This window comes from Papillibacter cinnamivorans DSM 12816 (assembly GCF_900176335.1).
Lineage (GTDB): Bacteria > Bacillota > Clostridia > Oscillospirales > Oscillospiraceae > Papillibacter > Papillibacter cinnamivorans.
Window position 1 is genome coordinate 42,042 of sequence record NZ_FWXW01000012.1, and the last position, 15,842, is coordinate 57,883.

The 15,842-nt window shown below is 57.6% G+C and carries 12 protein-coding genes; 2 read left to right on the forward strand and 10 right to left on the reverse strand.

Going from position 1 to position 15,842, the window contains the following annotated elements; all coding sequences use genetic code 11:
- Window positions 1-37 precede the first annotated feature (37 nt).
- The 10 genes from guaA to B9A13_RS13130 all read right to left on the reverse strand — a co-directional run bounded on the left by guaA (window position 38) and on the right by B9A13_RS13130 (window position 11,444).
- Complete coding sequence (gene guaA, locus B9A13_RS13085; protein WP_084235608.1) at window positions 38-1,576, reverse strand: glutamine-hydrolyzing GMP synthase; 1,539 nt, start codon at window positions 1,574-1,576, stop codon at window positions 38-40.
- Window positions 1,577-1,609: 33 nt separating this feature from the next.
- On the reverse strand, window positions 1,610-2,692 hold the full coding sequence (locus B9A13_RS13090; protein WP_084235609.1) for a carbamoyl phosphate synthase small subunit: 1,083 nt from the start codon (window positions 2,690-2,692) through the stop codon (window positions 1,610-1,612).
- A gap of 61 nt (window positions 2,693-2,753) precedes the next feature.
- Complete coding sequence (gene purF / locus B9A13_RS13095; RefSeq protein ID WP_084235610.1) at window positions 2,754-4,160, reverse strand: amidophosphoribosyltransferase; 1,407 nt, start codon at window positions 4,158-4,160, stop codon at window positions 2,754-2,756.
- A 119-nt stretch (window positions 4,161-4,279) separates the two neighbouring features.
- The gene (locus B9A13_RS13100; protein WP_084235611.1) at window positions 4,280-4,852 is read right to left on the reverse strand and encodes an ANTAR domain-containing response regulator; all 573 of its coding nucleotides are present in this window, start codon (window positions 4,850-4,852) and stop codon (window positions 4,280-4,282) included.
- Between the two features lie 36 nt (window positions 4,853-4,888).
- On the reverse strand, window positions 4,889-6,205 hold the full coding sequence (locus tag B9A13_RS13105; RefSeq protein ID WP_084235612.1) for a glutamine synthetase family protein: 1,317 nt from the start codon (window positions 6,203-6,205) through the stop codon (window positions 4,889-4,891).
- A 244-nt stretch (window positions 6,206-6,449) separates the two neighbouring features.
- Window positions 6,450-7,175 carry a GltB/FmdC/FwdC-like GXGXG domain-containing protein gene (locus B9A13_RS13110; RefSeq protein ID WP_084235613.1) on the reverse strand — a complete coding sequence of 242 codons (726 nt, stop codon included), beginning with the start codon at window positions 7,173-7,175 and terminating at the stop codon, window positions 6,450-6,452.
- On the reverse strand, window positions 7,172-8,404 hold the full coding sequence (locus tag B9A13_RS13115; RefSeq protein ID WP_084235614.1) for an NAD(P)/FAD-dependent oxidoreductase: 1,233 nt from the start codon (window positions 8,402-8,404) through the stop codon (window positions 7,172-7,174). The genes B9A13_RS13110 and B9A13_RS13115 overlap by 4 nt, the downstream gene beginning before the upstream one ends.
- Before the next feature lie 5 nt (window positions 8,405-8,409).
- Window positions 8,410-8,838 carry a 4Fe-4S dicluster domain-containing protein gene (locus tag B9A13_RS13120; protein ID WP_084235615.1) on the reverse strand — a complete coding sequence of 143 codons (429 nt, stop codon included), beginning with the start codon at window positions 8,836-8,838 and terminating at the stop codon, window positions 8,410-8,412.
- A 10-nt stretch (window positions 8,839-8,848) separates the two neighbouring features.
- Entirely contained in the window at window positions 8,849-10,354 is a 1,506-nt protein-coding gene (locus tag B9A13_RS13125; RefSeq protein WP_084235616.1) for a glutamate synthase-related protein, read from the reverse strand.
- The gene (locus tag B9A13_RS13130) at window positions 10,344-11,444 is read right to left on the reverse strand and encodes a class II glutamine amidotransferase (RefSeq protein WP_084235617.1); all 1,101 of its coding nucleotides are present in this window, start codon (window positions 11,442-11,444) and stop codon (window positions 10,344-10,346) included. The genes B9A13_RS13125 and B9A13_RS13130 overlap by 11 nt, the downstream gene beginning before the upstream one ends.
- Before the next feature lie 304 nt (window positions 11,445-11,748).
- Between B9A13_RS13130 and B9A13_RS13135 the strand changes: the two genes are divergently transcribed.
- Window positions 11,749-13,839, forward strand: a complete 2,091-nt coding sequence (locus tag B9A13_RS13135; RefSeq protein ID WP_084235618.1) for a glutamine synthetase III family protein — start codon at window positions 11,749-11,751, stop codon at window positions 13,837-13,839.
- 116 nt (window positions 13,840-13,955) lie between these two features.
- Window positions 13,956-15,653: an ammonium transporter gene (locus B9A13_RS14610; RefSeq protein WP_084235619.1), complete on the forward strand. Its 1,698-nt coding sequence runs from the start codon at window positions 13,956-13,958 to the stop codon at window positions 15,651-15,653.
- Window positions 15,654-15,842 lie beyond the last annotated feature (189 nt).

A 15,842-nucleotide genomic window follows, 5' to 3' on the forward strand; every position in this document is an offset into this window, starting at 1 on the left:
CCGTTTCAAAGTGACGGCGTTTTATAATGAGCCGGCGTTATTCCCACTCGATGGTGGCTGGCGGCTTGGGTGTGATATCGTAGACGACGCGGTTGATGTTCCCCACCTCGTTGGCGATGCGGCTGGACGCTTTGGCCAGGACCTCGTAGGGGATCCGGGCGAAGTCCGCCGTCATGAAGTCTGAAGTGGTCACCGCCCGCAGGGCGATGGTGTAGTCGTAGGTTCTGCCGTCCCCCATGACTCCCACGCTCTTCATATTGGTGAGCACGGCGAAATATTGGCTGAGGCTGCGCTCCAGTCCGGCGGCCTTCACTTCCTCCCGGAAGATGGCGTCCGCCTCCCGCAGGAGACTGAGTTTTTCCTCCGTGATCTCTCCGATGACCCGGACGGCGAGGCCGGGCCCCGGGAAGGGCTGCCGCCAGACCAGATCCGAGGGGATTCCCAGCTCCAGGCCGGCCCTGCGCACCTCGTCCTTGAAAAGCCGCCGGAGAGGCTCTATGATTTCTTCAAAATCGATGACGTCGGGGAGTCCCCCCACGTTGTGATGGCTCTTGATCACCGCGGCTCCTGTCCCGCCGCTTTCGATGATGTCGGGATAGATGGTGCCCTGGACGAGATAATCGAAGCGTCCCAACTTCTTGCCTTCGGACTCGAAGACGCGGATAAAGCAGTCTCCGATGATCTTTCGCTTTTTTTCCGGATCGGTGACGCCCCGGAGCCTGTCCAGAAAGTACTCCTGCGCATTGATGCGCACGAAATTCATGTGAAACTGCGTCTTGCAGACTTCCTCAACCGCGTCCCCTTCCCCTTTTCGGAGAAGGCCATGATCGATAAACATGCACGTGAGCTGGCTGCCCACCGCCCGGTGCACCATGACGGCGGCAACGGTGGAGTCCACTCCGCCGGACAGGGCGCACAGGACCCGCTTACTGCCGATTTTTTCCCGGAGGGAGGCCACCGTCTGGTCCACATAGTCCGCCATTTTCCAGTCCCCGGAGCACAGACAGACGCGCTTTAAAAAATTGTCCAGGATTTGGCTGCCATGCTCCGTATGGTCCACCTCGGGGTGAAACTGCACGGCGTAGAGTTTCCGGGAAGCGTCCTCCATGGCCGCACTGGGGCAGGTGGAGGTGACCGCCGTCACGGCAAAGCCGGGAGGCGGCGAGGAGATGTAATCATTGTGGCTCATCCAGCAGGTAAAAAGCTCCGGTATGCCGGAAAACAGAGGAGAATCGGGAGCCGTGATCCGAAGCTCCGCGCGGCCGAATTCGCTCTTGGGCGCGCCGTTGACCCGGCCCCCGGTGAGATAGGCCATGAGCTGGGCTCCGTAGCAGATCCCAAGGACCGGGATTCCTTTCTCAAAAAGAGCGGGGGAAAAAGAAGGAGCGCTCTCCCCGTAGACGCTGTTGGCTCCGCCGCTGAGGATAATCCCCTTAGGCTCCATGGTCAGAAGCGCTTCCAAAGAGATGGTGTACGGCTTCACTTCGCAGTAGACGCCGCATTCCCGGACCCTCCGGGCGATCACATTGCTGTATTGGCCGCCGAAATCCAGAACAACCACCAGTTCGTTTTTCAAGGTATCCCATCCTTCTGTCAAGATAGATCTATGTTATGCTTTATAGGCGTCCATGAGGGCGATGAACCGGTCGAAAAGAAAAGAGGTGTCGTGGGGCCCGCCGCAGGCCTCGGGGTGAAACTGCACGGTGAAGGCGGGCATGTTGATGTAGGTCACGCCCTCGCAGGTCCCGTCGTTGGCGTTGATAAAGGAGAGCTCGGCCCATTCGGGAAGGCTGTCGGACACCACCGCGTACCCGTGGTTCTGGCTGGTGATGTAGACCCGGCCGGAGGGCATGTGCTTGGCCGGCTGGTTGGCTCCCCGGTGGCCGTATTTGAGCTTTTCCGTCCGGGCCCCCTGGGCCAGGGCCAGCAGCTGGTGACCCAGGCAGATCCCGAAGATGGGAACGCCCGATCGGCAGAGTTCTTTCAGCTCTGAAATAATCCCCGTGTTTTCCGCGGGATCTCCCGGCCCGTTGGAGAGCATGATCCCGTCGGGACGGAGCGAGAGGATTTCCTCCGCCGTGGAGGAGCAGGGGACACAGATAACGGTGCAGCCCCGTTTGGAAAGCTCCCGGGTGATGTTTTCCTTGGCCCCGTAGTCCCAGAGCACCACCCGGTAGTTTTCTTCCCCGGGTTCGGTAATCCGGGGCGTCGGGCAGGTTACCGATTCCACCGCGTCCTCGATCCGGTAGGACCCGGATTCTTCCGCCGCCTTGTCAAGACCGGAGGGATCCGCGGTGATCCGGGCGTTCATGACGCCGTGCTCCCGGATGATTTTAGTGAGCTCCCGGGTGTCGATCCCGTAGAGCCCAACGATGCCGCTCTTCTTTAAAAAGGTGTCAAGGTCGCCCTCGCTCCGGAAGTTGGAGGGTTCCTGACACCATTCGCGGACAATATATGCCGATACCCAGGGCTTGGCGCTTTCAAAATCCGAGGGTATCACTCCGTAATTGCCGATGAGAGGGAAGGTCTGCACCACGATCTGCCCGTAATAGCTGGGATCGGTGAGGGTTTCCAGATACCCCGTCATGCCGGTGGTAAAAACAATTTCCCCGATTACCTCGCCTCTGGCTCCGAAGGGCTTCCCCTTAAATACGGCGCCGTTTTCCAGCACCAGATAGATTGAATCGTCCATTGTAACGTAAATCTCCCTTCCGCCGCTTTAAGCGGCGCGAGATATAAGCTCCGGTTCCGCTTTATTCGAACTGCCGTTTTGTGTGATGCCCGATGTCCATGGGATATTCCCCGCTGAAGCAGGCGGTGCAGAAGGGAAGGGAGGATTTTGAGCAGGCCGACTCGACCCCCTCGATGCTGATGTACTGCAGACTGTCGGCTCCGATGTGCTTGGTGATGTCGGCGATGGACATCTGATTTGCCACCAGCTTTTCCTCGTCGTCGATATCCGTGCCGAAATGGCAGGAGTGCCGGAAGGGAGGAGAGGAGACCCGCATGTGGACCTCTTTCGCTCCCACCGATTTCATCATTTTTATAATCTTGGCGCTGGTGGTTCCCCGGACGATGGAGTCGTCCACCAAAACCACCCGTTTGCCTTCGATGTTGGCTTTCAGGGGATTGAGCTTCAGCCTCACGGCCATGTCCCGCTGTGTCTGGGAGGGAAAGATGAAGCTGCGCCCGATATACCGGTTTTTCGTGAAGCCCGGTACACAGGGAATGCCGCTCTGATAGGCGTATCCCATTGCGGCCTCCAGGCCGCTGTCGGGAACGCCGCATACGATATCCGCCTCCACCGGGTCTTCCTTGGCAAGCTGGATCCCCATGTTGAAGCGGGCCTCATAGACGCTGAGATTGTCGATAATGGAATCGGAGCGGGCAAAGTAGATATATTCGAAAATGCAGAAGCTCTTCCGGTCGGATTCGATCACCATGGAAGACTCCAGATTGCCGTTTCTGTCGATGGCGATCATTTCACCCGGGAGGACGTCCCGGACAAACTCAAAGCCCGCGCAGTCCAGCGCGCAGCTTTCCGAGGCGACGGCCCACCCGTGCTTGTTTTTCCCCAGGCACAGGGGGCGGAAACCAAAACCGTCCCGCACGGCGATGAGCTTGTTCTTGCTGGACAGGATGACCAGAGAAAAAGAGCCCCGCAGCTGGTTGACCGCGTTGATCACCGCCTGCTCGATGGAGTCCGTGTTAAGAGCCTCGTAGGCGATGAGGGAGGAGATGACCTCCGAGTCGTTGGTGGCCGCGAAGTCGCAGCCGTAGGATTTAAGCCGCGATTTGATTTCCGCGGCGTTCACGATATTGCCGTTGTGGGCCGTGGCGATCCGGCCCCGGAGATATTCCGTAAGGATCGGCTGGGTGTTTTCCTTGGTGTTGGTGCCCGTAGTGGAATAGCGCACGTGCCCGATGGCAAACTCCGCTCCCGGCATCTTGCCCAGGACCGACTGGGTGAACACTTCGCTCACCAGGCCCACATTCTTATGGTACAGGATCGCGCTGCCTTTGAGCACCGCAATTCCCGCCCCCTCCTGACCCCGGTGCTGCAGGGCGGACAGGGCGTTGTATGTGAGGCCTGCGGCTTCGTCGGTGTTGATCTTGACGCCGAAGACGCCGCATTCCTCCCTGACTTTATCCTTGTCCATAAAAAACCACCGTGCCTTTCGGGGCGCCCGGATGGACACTGAGACGCCCGCAGTAATCTGAGTTCTGAAATATCTGATCTGGCTCGGCCGCAGGTCTGGTTCTATCCGCTGTGCCGATTCTACCTGCTCTCGTAAGTCATCAGAATCTTTTTGGCAATATCCCGCTTCGGCATGCGCATGTCCATGGCGTGCTTCTCGATGTACCGGTGCGCCTGGGGCTCCGTCAGATTGAGATACTGGATCAAAACGCACTTGGCCCGGTCCACCAGACGCATGTCCTCAATTTTATTCTGAAGGCGGGCGTTTTCGTTTTGCAAACCCAGAAGCCTTTTTCGGGAGGCGGAGATGACTTTCATTGACTGGAAAAAGAGCTGACGGCTCACGGGCTTGGGAACCACCACGATCCCGTAGTCCTCCACCTTTTCCGATACCTGGTCGGCAAGTTCGCTTTTTACAAAAAGGATGATGCCGGCGGAAGTGCTCTGGGTGAGGGAAAGGGCAAGCTCATGGCCAAATTCGTCCTTCAGCGGCGTGTTGATGAGTATGATGTCGAAGCTGCTGTCAATGAGAATGCGGCGCGCCTCTCCCCCGTCGGAAACGGTTACAATCCGTTCAAAAGAGCCCGCCGTCAATAATTCCTTGATAAAAACGCCGCCTTTTTCGGTGCTTGACACCACCAGCAGATTATCCATGCGCACCAGCCCTTTCGCCCAGAGTGGGAGCCAACTTCAAACCACTTCGAAATACTGCTCCAAATCAAACTGGTGCTGGTTTTCGGCCTGCGCGGCCGCGGTGCTTTCAAAGCGCTTTGCGTCGAAATAACTGGCGAGAAGATCCCCCGGAAGATACTTGCGGATAAATTCGCTCTTTTCTGCGAGTCCCAGGGCGGCATCCAGATTGACAGGAAGGGTGGAAACGGACGATTTCCCGGCGTCTGCGGGCGCGGCAAGCTCGCCGGCAGACTCCCGGAGCGCAAGCTTCTTTTCAATTCCGGCAAGTCCGGCCTGGAGGAGAAGGGTAAAAGCCAGATGAGGGTTGCAGGCAGGATCGGGAGAGCGAAGCTCCATGCGGCTGTATTCCCCCTGAGCTTCGGGAAGGCGCACCAGCTGCGTCCGGTTCTGAACGGACCAGGCCACGTACCTGGGGGCCGAGCAGTGTCCCAGACGGAGATAGGAATTGGTCAAAGGATTCAAAAAGGCGGTGATTTCCGGAACGCGGTTTAAAATGCCCTCCAGGAAATACCCCGAGTCGGAATCCGGCTTGAAGTGCTTTTTGTCGAACAGATTAATTCCGTCGCGAAACAGCGACAGGTTGATGTGCAGCCCGCTCCCGTCCTCGTTCACCAGCGGCTTGGGAAGAAACGAAGCGTACAGCCCGTTTCGGGCCGCAATCGTTTTGACCACCGATTTGAAAGTGACCAGATTGTCCGCCGCGGAACAGATGTCACTGAAGCGGAAGGTGATCTCGTTTTGCCCCGGGCCCTGCTCATGGTGGGAACACTCCGGGTAGATGCCCATTTCCTCCAGCGTCAGACAGATCTCACGGCGCACGTTTTCCCCCTTGTCCAGGGGAGCGATGTCGCAGTACCCGGCGCTGTCCTGCGGATCCAGGGTGGGAGCCCCGTTTTCGTCCATCTTGAACAGATAGAATTCGCTCTTGGCCCCCGCCCGGCAGTCAAGCCCCAGGGCCTCGGCCCGGTCCGCCACCTGGCGCAGCAGGCTGCGGCCGTCGCATTCGAAAGGGGTTCCGTCCGCCCGGCGGATGCTGCAGAACATGCGGATGACCCGCCCATGGGAGGGTCGCCAGGGAAGAATGGAGAGGGTGGCGGGGTCCGGGACAAGAAAGAGGTCGGAACGGTCCACGTTGTCGAACCCCCGCACCGCGGACGCGTCGAAGGAGATGCCCTGCTCAAAGGCCCGCTTTAGATCTCCGGGCATGACGGAGATATTTTTCATGGTCCCGAATATGTCGCAGAATGCAAGGCGGATAAACTTGATGTCATTTTCCTCCGTATACTGCAATACTTCCGACACGGTGTAGTTCATTTGTGAAACCTCCTGTGTATCCCCGGACCGTAACGGTTCCGGCATGATTTTCCATCGGGATTCCGGAGAGCCGGAGAAGCGAATTTGGATAATAAATGGACAAATCTTAATTCCGGAGCCTGCCGTAAGGATTTGTCCATAATCATACCAAAATGGTGATTGACATGACGGCCGTGCGGGCATTAAACGTCCGCGGACCAATACTAGTATCCCTTTTCATAGGGATACTAGTATTATATACTATTTAATTTTGAGTATAAAGCTGTTTGTATGGATTTTTCGTATCCGGAGTTAAAATTATAAAGGGCTTTTCGAGGATTTTTTCGACGTTTTCGTCAAATAACGTACAAAATTCCTCCAAATAAGGTTGGATCTGCGCAAGATCCGCCCGGGTGGCCTTCTTAACCACCACCTGACGGGGAAGATCCTTCGGCGCCTCGTCGGTGCGGAGGAAGACCTTTCCCCCGTGCATCCCCGTGGAACAGAAATTGCCCACGGGAAGCTTCCCCTCGCTCCCCAGGCCCAGGACGATGATAATTCCCCCCGCCTGGTATTCCCCCAGGAAGCTTCCGGTGCTGCCGCCGATCACAATGACCGGGACCTTGTCCTTATACTCCTTCATGTGGATGCCGGCCCGGTATCCGGTGTTGCCGTGGACGTAAATCTTGCCGCCCCGCATGGCGTAACCTGTGGCGTCCCCCGCGGAGCCGTGAATGACGATAGTCCCGTCGTTCATGGTGTCGCCGGTGGCGTCCTGCGCGTTGCCGCAGACCACGATATTGCTGCTGTCCAGATAGGCGCCCAGGGCGTTCCCCGGGACACCTTGGATGGTGATGGTCCGGCGGCCCAGGACCCCGCTGCCGATATACCGCTGACCCAGCGCTCCCTTGACGGTGATCTCCGAATCCTCCGAAGCCTTGATACGGGCGTTGAGTTCTTTAAAGTGCAGGTTTCGAGCGTTGATGATCATTCCGCAGCACCGCCTAACATTATTTTCCGTTCTTTCCGCGAAAAGGCCAGCAGTTGGGGCCTCTCCTTAATTAAATCGTAGTCGATGGAGGAAAGAGCCGTCTTATTTTTGATGAGGTTGGTATAGATGCCGGCCCTCGCCACGTCTCCCACCAGGATAAAGCCCCGCAGCCGGTTGTCGCTCGAGATCAGGCGCTTATAGGTTTCCTCGCCGGCGGAAATGTAGTCTTCTCCCTGATAGCTTCCCGCTGTAAGGACGTGGAGCCCGAAGAATCCGATGGCGTTCATGGCGATGGCCTTGTCGTAGACCGCCGTGCCCCCCGCCATGTTGATGCCCGCGCATTCCCCCTGCATGTATGCGTTGGGAAGCAGCGCAAGTACCCGGTGCTCTCCCGAGACCGCGTCCCGGCTTTCCGTGCAGTCTCCGGCGGCGAAGATGTCCGGCAGGGTGGTCCTGCAGGCGTCGTCCGTAACGATTCCGCGGTTTACGGCTCCCCCAGCGTCGGAAATGAGAGCGGTGTTGGGCCGGACGCCCACCGCCACGATGAGAATGTCGAAGGGGACCGTCTTACCGCTTGCAAGAACGGCGGCATTTCCGGAAAACTCCTTCACGGAATCCGACAGAATAAAGCGGATATTGTGTCCCTCAATGTGCTTTTGCACAAGGGCCGCCGCGTCCGGATCCAGAATGCTGGGCAGAATATGGGGCGCCAGGTCCACCACGGTAAGCTCTCCCACCTTTGCGGCGATGCCCTCGGCGCACTTGAGACCGATGAGTCCTGCCCCCATGATGAGCACCCGTTTGTCCGGGGAGAGCTCTTTTTCCAGAGCCCGGGCGTCGTCCAGCGACATGAAGGTGAATTGACTGGAAACGCGGTCAAGTCCCGGGATGGGCGGAACGAAAGGCCTGGACCCGGTGGCCACCATCAGCCTGTCGTAGGGAATTTCGGTTCCGTCGGTCAGTCGGACGGTTTTGCCCTTGGGATCGATGGCTGCCGCCGTCCGTCCGGGGAGAAATTCGCAGCCGTTGTCCTCGTAAAAGGAGGCCCTGCGATATTTCATTTTCTCCTCGTCCGTTTTGCCGTAGAGCAGGTAGGAGATCAGAGGGCGGGAATAGGTGTGATAGGGTTCGCTGGACAATACGGTGATTTTACCGGTTTTGTCCGCCTGGCGGATACCCTCCACGCAGCCGACGCCGGCCGCGGAATTTCCGATGATAACATATTGCATCCTCTTCACCTCTCTTCAAATACGATGGCCTGGTTGGGACAGCCCTTGACGCAGGCGGGGGTTCCGAAGGAGTTCTTGAGACACAGCTCGCACTTCTGGACGGCTCCGGTTTCCGAGGGCATGATGGCGCCGTAAGGGCAGGAGAGAATGCAGGTGTAGCAGCCCACGCATTTTTCCTTGTCGAAGGTGATGACGCCGTTTTCAATGTGCAGTGACCCGGTGATGCAGCCCTTGACGCACAGCGGTTCGTCGCAGTGCCGGCAGGAGACCGCGAAGCTCACCCCCGGCGCCTCCTCGATCCGGAGCCGCGGATTGATTTGGACGTCCTTCAGGGCCTTCACCATGTCTTTTATGCCGGAATTGGCAAAGGCGCAGTAGTATTCGCACAGGTGGCACCCAAGGCACCATTCTTCGTTCACATAGACCCGTTTCATCCTTCTCCTCCTATTCGCCGGCGTGCTTGATGCCCAGGATTTCCAGCTCTTTTTCCGTGAGCCCCACGCCCCGGAGCATCAGCCGGTTGCCCTTGAGGGCCTCGATGGAGTTGATGCCCATGCCGCCCATCATTTCTTTGATTTCGTGGTCCCAGGCGGTGATGAGGTTAATGAGGCGCTTGTATCCCACGTTGGGGTTCAGACGCTTCACCAGCTCGGGCTTCTGGGTGGCGATGCCCCAGTTGCATTTTCCCGTCTGACAGGAGCGGCAGAGATGGCAGCCCAGGGCGAGAAGGGCCGCCGTTGCGATGTAGACCGCGTCCGCTCCCAGAGCCACCGCCTTGATGATGTCGGAACTGCTGCGGATGCTGCCGCCCACGACGATGGACACGTTGTCCCGGATGCCCTCCTGGCGCAGACGTTCGTCCACGCTGGCAAGGGCCAGCTCGATGGGGATTCCCACGTTGTCCCGGATCCGGGTAGGAGCCGCTCCCGTGCCGCCCCGGAAGCCGTCGATGGCGATGATGTCCGCGCCGCTTCTGGCGATGCCGCTGGCGATGGCGGCCACGTTATGTACCGCCGCGATCTTCACGATCACCGGCTTTTTATAGTCCGTTGCCTCTTTGAGGGAGTCCACCAGCTGCCGCAGGTCCTCGATGGAGTAAATATCGTGGTGGGGAGCCGGGGAAATGGCGTCCGACCCCTCGGGGATCATCCTGGTGCGGGAAACGTCTCCCACGATTTTTTCTCCGGGAAGATGCCCGCCGATGCCGGGCTTTGCCCCCTGGCCCATCTTGATTTCGATGGCGGCGCCCGCCTCCAGGTAGTCCTTATAGACCCCGAAACGGCCGGAGGCCACCTGGACGATGGTATTTTTGCCGTATTTGTAGAAATCTTCGTGGAGGCCGCCCTCGCCGGTATTGTAGTAAATCCCCAGCGCGGTGGCCGCCCGGGCCAGGCTCTCGTGGGCATTGTAGCTGATGGAGCCGTAAGACATGGCGGAGAACATGATGGGAACGGAAAGAGTAAGGTACGGGGAGAGGTTGTTCACCAGGTTGCCGTTTTTGTCCCGCTGGATTTCAGAGGACTTTTTCCCCAGGTAGACCTTGGTTTCCATGGGTTCCCGAAGAGGGTCGATGGAGGGGTTCGTCACCTGGGAGGCGTTGATGAGCATTTTGTCCCAGTAGACGGGGAAGGGGAGGGGATTTCCCATGGAGGACAGCAGCACGCCCCCGCTTTCCGCCTGGCGGTAGAGCTCCTTGATGATGGTGCCCGACCAGTTGCTGTTTTCCTTGAAGGTGTTGTCCGATTTGACGATCTTCAGGGCCCCGGTGGGGCAGAGGCTCACGCACCGCTGGCAGTCGACGCACTTGGAGCTGTCCGCCAGCATGAGGTTGCGGTCCTTGTCGTAACTGTGCACCTCGTTGGCGCACTGCCGCTCGCAGACGCGGCACTGGATGCACTTGTCCCTGTCCCGGACCACCTCGTAATCCGGGTAAAAATAGTTAACGGGCATGTTCCGTTCCCTCCTTCAGAGTGACGATGACGGGCTCTCCGCCCTTGGGGGACCAGATTCGGTCCGGATGCGGCTCGATGGCCCGGATGGCGCATTCTTCGCTGGCCATATAGGCCATGTCTCCCTTTTCCGCCACCACCATGGAGCGCAGTTTCAGCCGGTCGTTGAGGGCCATCATGCCTCCGGTGAAGCCCAGCAGGATGGAAAACGGTCCGGTGATGAGAAGGCTGGGGAAGCGGTTTCTGAGGTACAGCAGCTTTTCCCGCTCTTTGGGATCCTTTCGGTCGATGGTGGACCAGAAAGATGCCGCAATGGTGCTGGCCACCTCTTCCAGGGTGAGCCCCTGCCGGCGGTTGAGGTAATCTATAATATATGTAATGACCTCGGTGTCGGTGAGCAGGGTGCATTTGTACCCGAACATTTCGATGTAGCGGCGGTTGGCGTCATAAGAGGAAATCTCTCCGTTGTGCACCACCGAGTAATCCAGCATGGCGAAGGGATGCGCGCCGCCCCACCAGCCGGGGGTGTTGGTGGGATACCGCCCGTGGGCCGTCCACCCGTAGCCGGCGTAGTCTCCCAAGCGGTAAAACTCTCCCACGTCCTCGGGAAATCCCACCGCCTTGAACACGCCCATGTTTTTCCCGCAGGAAAAGATATACGCGCCCTTGATCTGGGTATTGATGCGGATGACGCACCGGGCGGTGTATTCCCGCTCGTCCAGCTGGCTGTCCGCCAGACGGGTGGGCATGGGAGACACGAAATACCGCCAGATCAGAGGCTCGTTGGTGATCTTGGGTGTTTTCTTGATGGGGATTTTGGAGAGGTTGACCACGTCGAAATGGTGATCCAGAAACCGCTCGCAGTTCTCCCGGGCCTCCATGGTGTCGTAAAACACATGGAATGCGTAAAGGTCCTTGTATTCCGGGTAAATTCCATAGCCGGCGAAACCGCCCCCCAGCCCGTTGCTGCGGTCGTGCATCGTGGCGATGGATTGGATCATCGTGTCCCCGGGGATCCGCTTGCCGTCTTTCGCGAAGATACCGGCAATGGCACATCCCGACGGAATCCTGACCTGGCCTTCTCTCTGCATCTCCATACCTCCTGAAAATTAAAAAACGGGCATGAAAGGATGCAACCATTCTCCATGGTGCATCCTTTCATGAACCCCGTTGTTCACATGCCTCATTATAGAGGAATCGAAAGGCACTGTCAAGTGGAAATGCAATAAAACTGCGGAGATCTTGCAAAATGTGAAAATTCACAATAAAAAAGGTTGACAAATGGAAATGTGCATCATATAATGTCACCATCAACAGCAATGGCGCTGTGGATCCAGGGGGATCCACAGCGTTTATTTTAATTTTCCTTATAAACCTTAAGGAGGAGAAAATTCCATGTTCAATGTTCCCGCCATCTTCGGAAGCATGGTCTTTAACGATCATGTGATGAAGGAACGTTTGCCCAAGGACACGTATAAAGCGCTGAAAAAGACCATTGAGGAAAGGAAGTACCTGGACGAGACCCTCGCGGATGTGGTGGCAGGCGCCATGAAGGACTGGGCGATTGAGAAGGGCGCGACCCACTTTACCCACTGGTTCCAGCCTATGACGGGCATCACCGCCGAAAAGCACGACAGTTTCATCTCCCCCGTGGGAGACGGGACCATCATCATGGAGTTTTCCGGCAAAGAGCTCATCAAGGGCGAGCCGGATGCCTCCAGCTTCCCCTCCGGTGGCCTGAGGGCCACCTTCGAGGCCAGGGGATATACCGCCTGGGATCCCACCTCTTACGCCTTCATCAAGGAAAAGACCCTCTGCATCCCCACCGCCTTCTGCTCTTACAGCGGAGAGGCGCTGGACAAGAAGACCCCGCTGCTCCGTTCCATCGATGCCATCAGCACCCAGGCGGTCCGGATTCTCCGGCTCTTCGGCAATACGGAAGTGGTCCGGGTCAACACCACCGTGGGTCCGGAGCAGGAATACTTCCTTGTGGACAAAGCGCTTCACGATAAGCGGGAAGATCTGGTTTACTGCGGGCGTACCCTGTTCGGGGCAAAACCTCCCAAGGGACAGGAACTGGAAGACCACTACTTCGGCGCCATCAAGCCGAGGATCACCGCATATATGCAGGAACTCAATGAGGAACTCTGGAAGCTTGGGGTTCTGTCGAAGACTGAACATAACGAAGTGGCTCCCGCACAGCACGAGCTGGCCCCCATCTTCACCAATACCAACACCGGCACCGATCACAACCAGCTGGTGATGGAAATGATGAAAAAAGTCGCCATGAGGCACGGCCTTGTGTGCCTGCTCCACGAGAAGCCCTTTGCCGGCGTCAACGGAAGCGGCAAGCACAACAACTGGTCCATGTCCACGGATGCGGGCGCGAACCTGCTGGAACCCGGCGATTCTCCCCTGGAGAATGCGCAGTTTCTCCTCTTCCTGGTGGCGGTCATCAAAGCGGTGGACAAATATCAGGATCTGCTCCGGGTATCCGTGGCCAGCGCCGGCAACGATCACCGTCTGGGCGCCAACGAAGCGCCTCCCGCCATTGTGTCTGTCTTCCTGGGCGAGGAACTCACCGGAATCATTGAAGCCATCGAAAACGGAACCGCGTACAATAAAAAAGACCGTGAGCGCATGACCATTGGCGTGGACGTTCTGCCCCCCTTCCCCAAGGACACCACAGACCGGAACAGGACCTCTCCCTTCGCCTTTACCGGCAACAAGTTTGAATTCCGCATGGTGGGCTCCTCCTTCTCCATCGCCGACCCCAACATGATACTCAACACCATTGTGGCGGACGTTCTGTCGGAGTTTGCCGATAAACTGGAAAAATCCAAGGATTTCACCGCGGATCTGAACGCCATCATCAAAAAGACCATTCAGGAGCACAAGAGGATTATCTTCAACGGCAACAACTATTCCGAAGACTGGGTGAAGGAAGCCGAGTCCAGAGGACTTCTGAACATGAAATCCACGGTGGACGCGCTGCCCTGCCTGATTTCCGAAAAGAACGTGAAGCTGTTTGACAAGTTCGGCGTGCTCACTCCGGTGGAAGTCCATTCCCGGTATGACATCATGCTGGAGAACTACTGCAAGGTGCTGAGCATCGAGGCGCTGACCATGGTGGACATCGCCAAGAAACAGATTCTTCCCGCGGCTGTGGAGTATATGAACGACCTGAGTAAAACCGCCGCTCAGAAGAAGAGCACCTTCCCCTCCATCACCTGCAAGCTGGAAGAGCAGCTTCTGACGAAGATTTCGGCTCTCAGCGGCCTGCTCTATCAGAAGACGGAAACCCTTGAGAGCGATCTTCTCAAGTGCAAGACCTTCGGGGACACGAAGGGCGAAGCGGAGTTCTACCGGGATGTGATCTTCGTCGACATGCAGGAGCTCCGGGCCGTGGCCGACGAGATGGAAGCCCTGGTTGGCAAAAAGTACTGGCCCTTCCCCACTTACGGAGAGCTTCTCTTCAACGTATAATTTCCCGCCGGGCGGTATAACAGATTTTTCACCCCTACTGCACAAGGACGTGCGCTTTATCCGAAAGGATAAAACGCACGCCCTTTTATTATAACTATTTTTTGGAGGTAACGAGAATGGATTTGGGAGTATTTTCATCAGTAAACACAATATGGGTGTTACTGGCCGCGGCTCTGGTGTTCTTTATGCAGGCCGGCTTTGCCATGGTGGAGTCGGGCTTCACAAGAGCGAAAAATGCGGGCAACATCGTCATGAAGAACCTCATGGACTTTGCCATCGGAACCCCCACCTTCTGGATTCTGGGATTTGGCCTCATGTTCGGAAGCTCCAGCGCGCTCTTCGGCATATTTGATCCCATGGTCAAGGGAACATACGCGCTGCCCGACGGAGTTCCCCTTCCCGCGTTTCTGATTTTCCAGACGGTCTTCTGCGCCACGTCCGCCACCATCGTGTCCGGCGCCATGGCGGAGCGGACGAAGTTTCTGTCTTACTGCATTTACAGCTTCTTTATCAGCGCCCTGATCTATCCGGTATCCGGACACTGGATCTGGGGCGGCGGCTGGCTGGCGGAGATGGGCTTCCATGATTTCGCCGGCTCCACGGTGGTCCATATGGTCGGCGGCGCTGCGGCTCTGGTAGGCGCCAAGATGATCGGGCCCCGGATTGGCAAGTATTCCCCCGACGGAAAGCCCAATGCGATTCTGGGGCACAACATCCCCATCGGCGCCCTGGGCGTGTTCATCCTCTGGTTCGGCTGGTTTGGATTTAACGGCGGCTCCACCGTCGGCTTCACCGGCGACGACGTGATCTTCTCCGCCAGCCACATCTTTGTCACCACCAACCTGGCCGCCGCCATGGCCGCGGTCACCACCATGATCGTCACCTGGATCCGCTATAAGAAGCCCGACGTTTCCATGACCCTCAACGGTGCCCTGGCGGGCCTGGTTGCCATCACCGCCGGCTGCGACGCCGTGTCGGAAGGCGGCGCTGCCATCATCGGCATCGTGGCGGGCGTTGCAATCGTATTCGGCGTTGAATTTGTCGATAAAGTTCTGAAAATAGACGATCCGGTAGGCGCCATCGGCGTTCACGGCATCTGCGGCGCCCTGGGAACCATGATGGTGGGCCTTCTGGCCGTGGACGGCGGGGCCTTCTACGGCGGCGGCTTCCATTTCTTCGGCGTTCAGGTACTGGGAGTTGTCTCCGTGCTCGCATGGGTTCTCGTAACCATGACCATTCTGTTCACCGTTCTGAAAAAGACCGTCGGCCTGCGGGTATCTGAGGAAGAAGAAATCAAGGGCCTGGATATCGAAGAGCACGGCCTTGCCAGCTCTTATGCCGACTTCACTCCCATGATCAGCACCGTTTCCCACGGCGGAGTCTCCGTCACGGGCACCGTTCCCATGGAAGAGGCCGTTCCCGTCAAGAGGAGAGACACGGAAAGCAAGTATCCCGACGCAAAAATCAGCAAAGTGGTAATGATTCTCAACCCCAACAAGTTTGAAAATCTGAAGACGTCTCTGAATAAAATAGGCGTGACCGGCATGACGGTGACTCAGGTCCACGGCTGCGGCATGCAGAAGGGCAGCAGCGAGTTCTACCGCGGCGTGCCTGTGGACATTACCCTCCTTCCCAAGGTCAAGGTGGAGGTCGTGGTGTGCAAGGTGCCGGTGGAAACCGTTATCGACGCGGCCAAAGAGGCGCTCTATACCGGACACATCGGCGACGGCAAGATCTTCGTTTACGACGTGGAAGATGTGGTCAAGGTGCGCACCGGCGAGCGCGGATACGACGCTCTGCAGGACGAGGAATAATCTTCATCTCCGGACTTGGTTCTGAAGCAGTAACAAAAAGCCCGCCGCGGCACTGCCGCGGCGGGCTTTTTGTTACCATCGAAAAATCTCTCGTCCTTTTCGCCGCCGGCGAAAAGCTTTTTGGAATTTTGCGTTTCGTTCCGTGACCAAAATTCAAAAAGATAAAATCCAAATGCCTTGCGGGAATTC

Excerpts from the sequence above, each read along its gene's own strand:
- B9A13_RS13090 (WP_084235609.1), bottom strand. The coding sequence starts at position 2,692 with ATGGACGATTCAATCTATCTGGTGCTGGAAAACGGCGCCGTATTTAAG.
- purF (WP_084235610.1), bottom strand. The coding sequence starts at position 4,160 with ATGGACAAGGATAAAGTCAGGGAGGAATGCGGCGTCTTCGGCGTCAAG.
- B9A13_RS13100 (WP_084235611.1), bottom strand. The coding sequence starts at position 4,852 with ATGGATAATCTGCTGGTGGTGTCAAGCACCGAAAAAGGCGGCGTTTTT.
- B9A13_RS13105 (WP_084235612.1), bottom strand. The coding sequence starts at position 6,205 with ATGAACTACACCGTGTCGGAAGTATTGCAGTATACGGAGGAAAATGAC.
- B9A13_RS13110 (WP_084235613.1), bottom strand. The coding sequence starts at position 7,175 with ATGATCATCAACGCTCGAAACCTGCACTTTAAAGAACTCAACGCCCGT.
- B9A13_RS13115 (WP_084235614.1), bottom strand. The coding sequence starts at position 8,404 with ATGCAATATGTTATCATCGGAAATTCCGCGGCCGGCGTCGGCTGCGTG.
- B9A13_RS13120 (WP_084235615.1), bottom strand. The coding sequence starts at position 8,838 with ATGAAACGGGTCTATGTGAACGAAGAATGGTGCCTTGGGTGCCACCTG.
- B9A13_RS13125 (WP_084235616.1), bottom strand. The coding sequence starts at position 10,354 with ATGCCCGTTAACTATTTTTACCCGGATTACGAGGTGGTCCGGGACAGG.
- B9A13_RS13130 (WP_084235617.1), bottom strand. The coding sequence starts at position 11,444 with ATGCAGAGAGAAGGCCAGGTCAGGATTCCGTCGGGATGTGCCATTGCC.
- B9A13_RS13135 (WP_084235618.1), top strand. The coding sequence starts at position 11,749 with ATGTTCAATGTTCCCGCCATCTTCGGAAGCATGGTCTTTAACGATCAT.
- B9A13_RS14610 (WP_084235619.1), top strand. The coding sequence starts at position 13,956 with ATGGATTTGGGAGTATTTTCATCAGTAAACACAATATGGGTGTTACTG.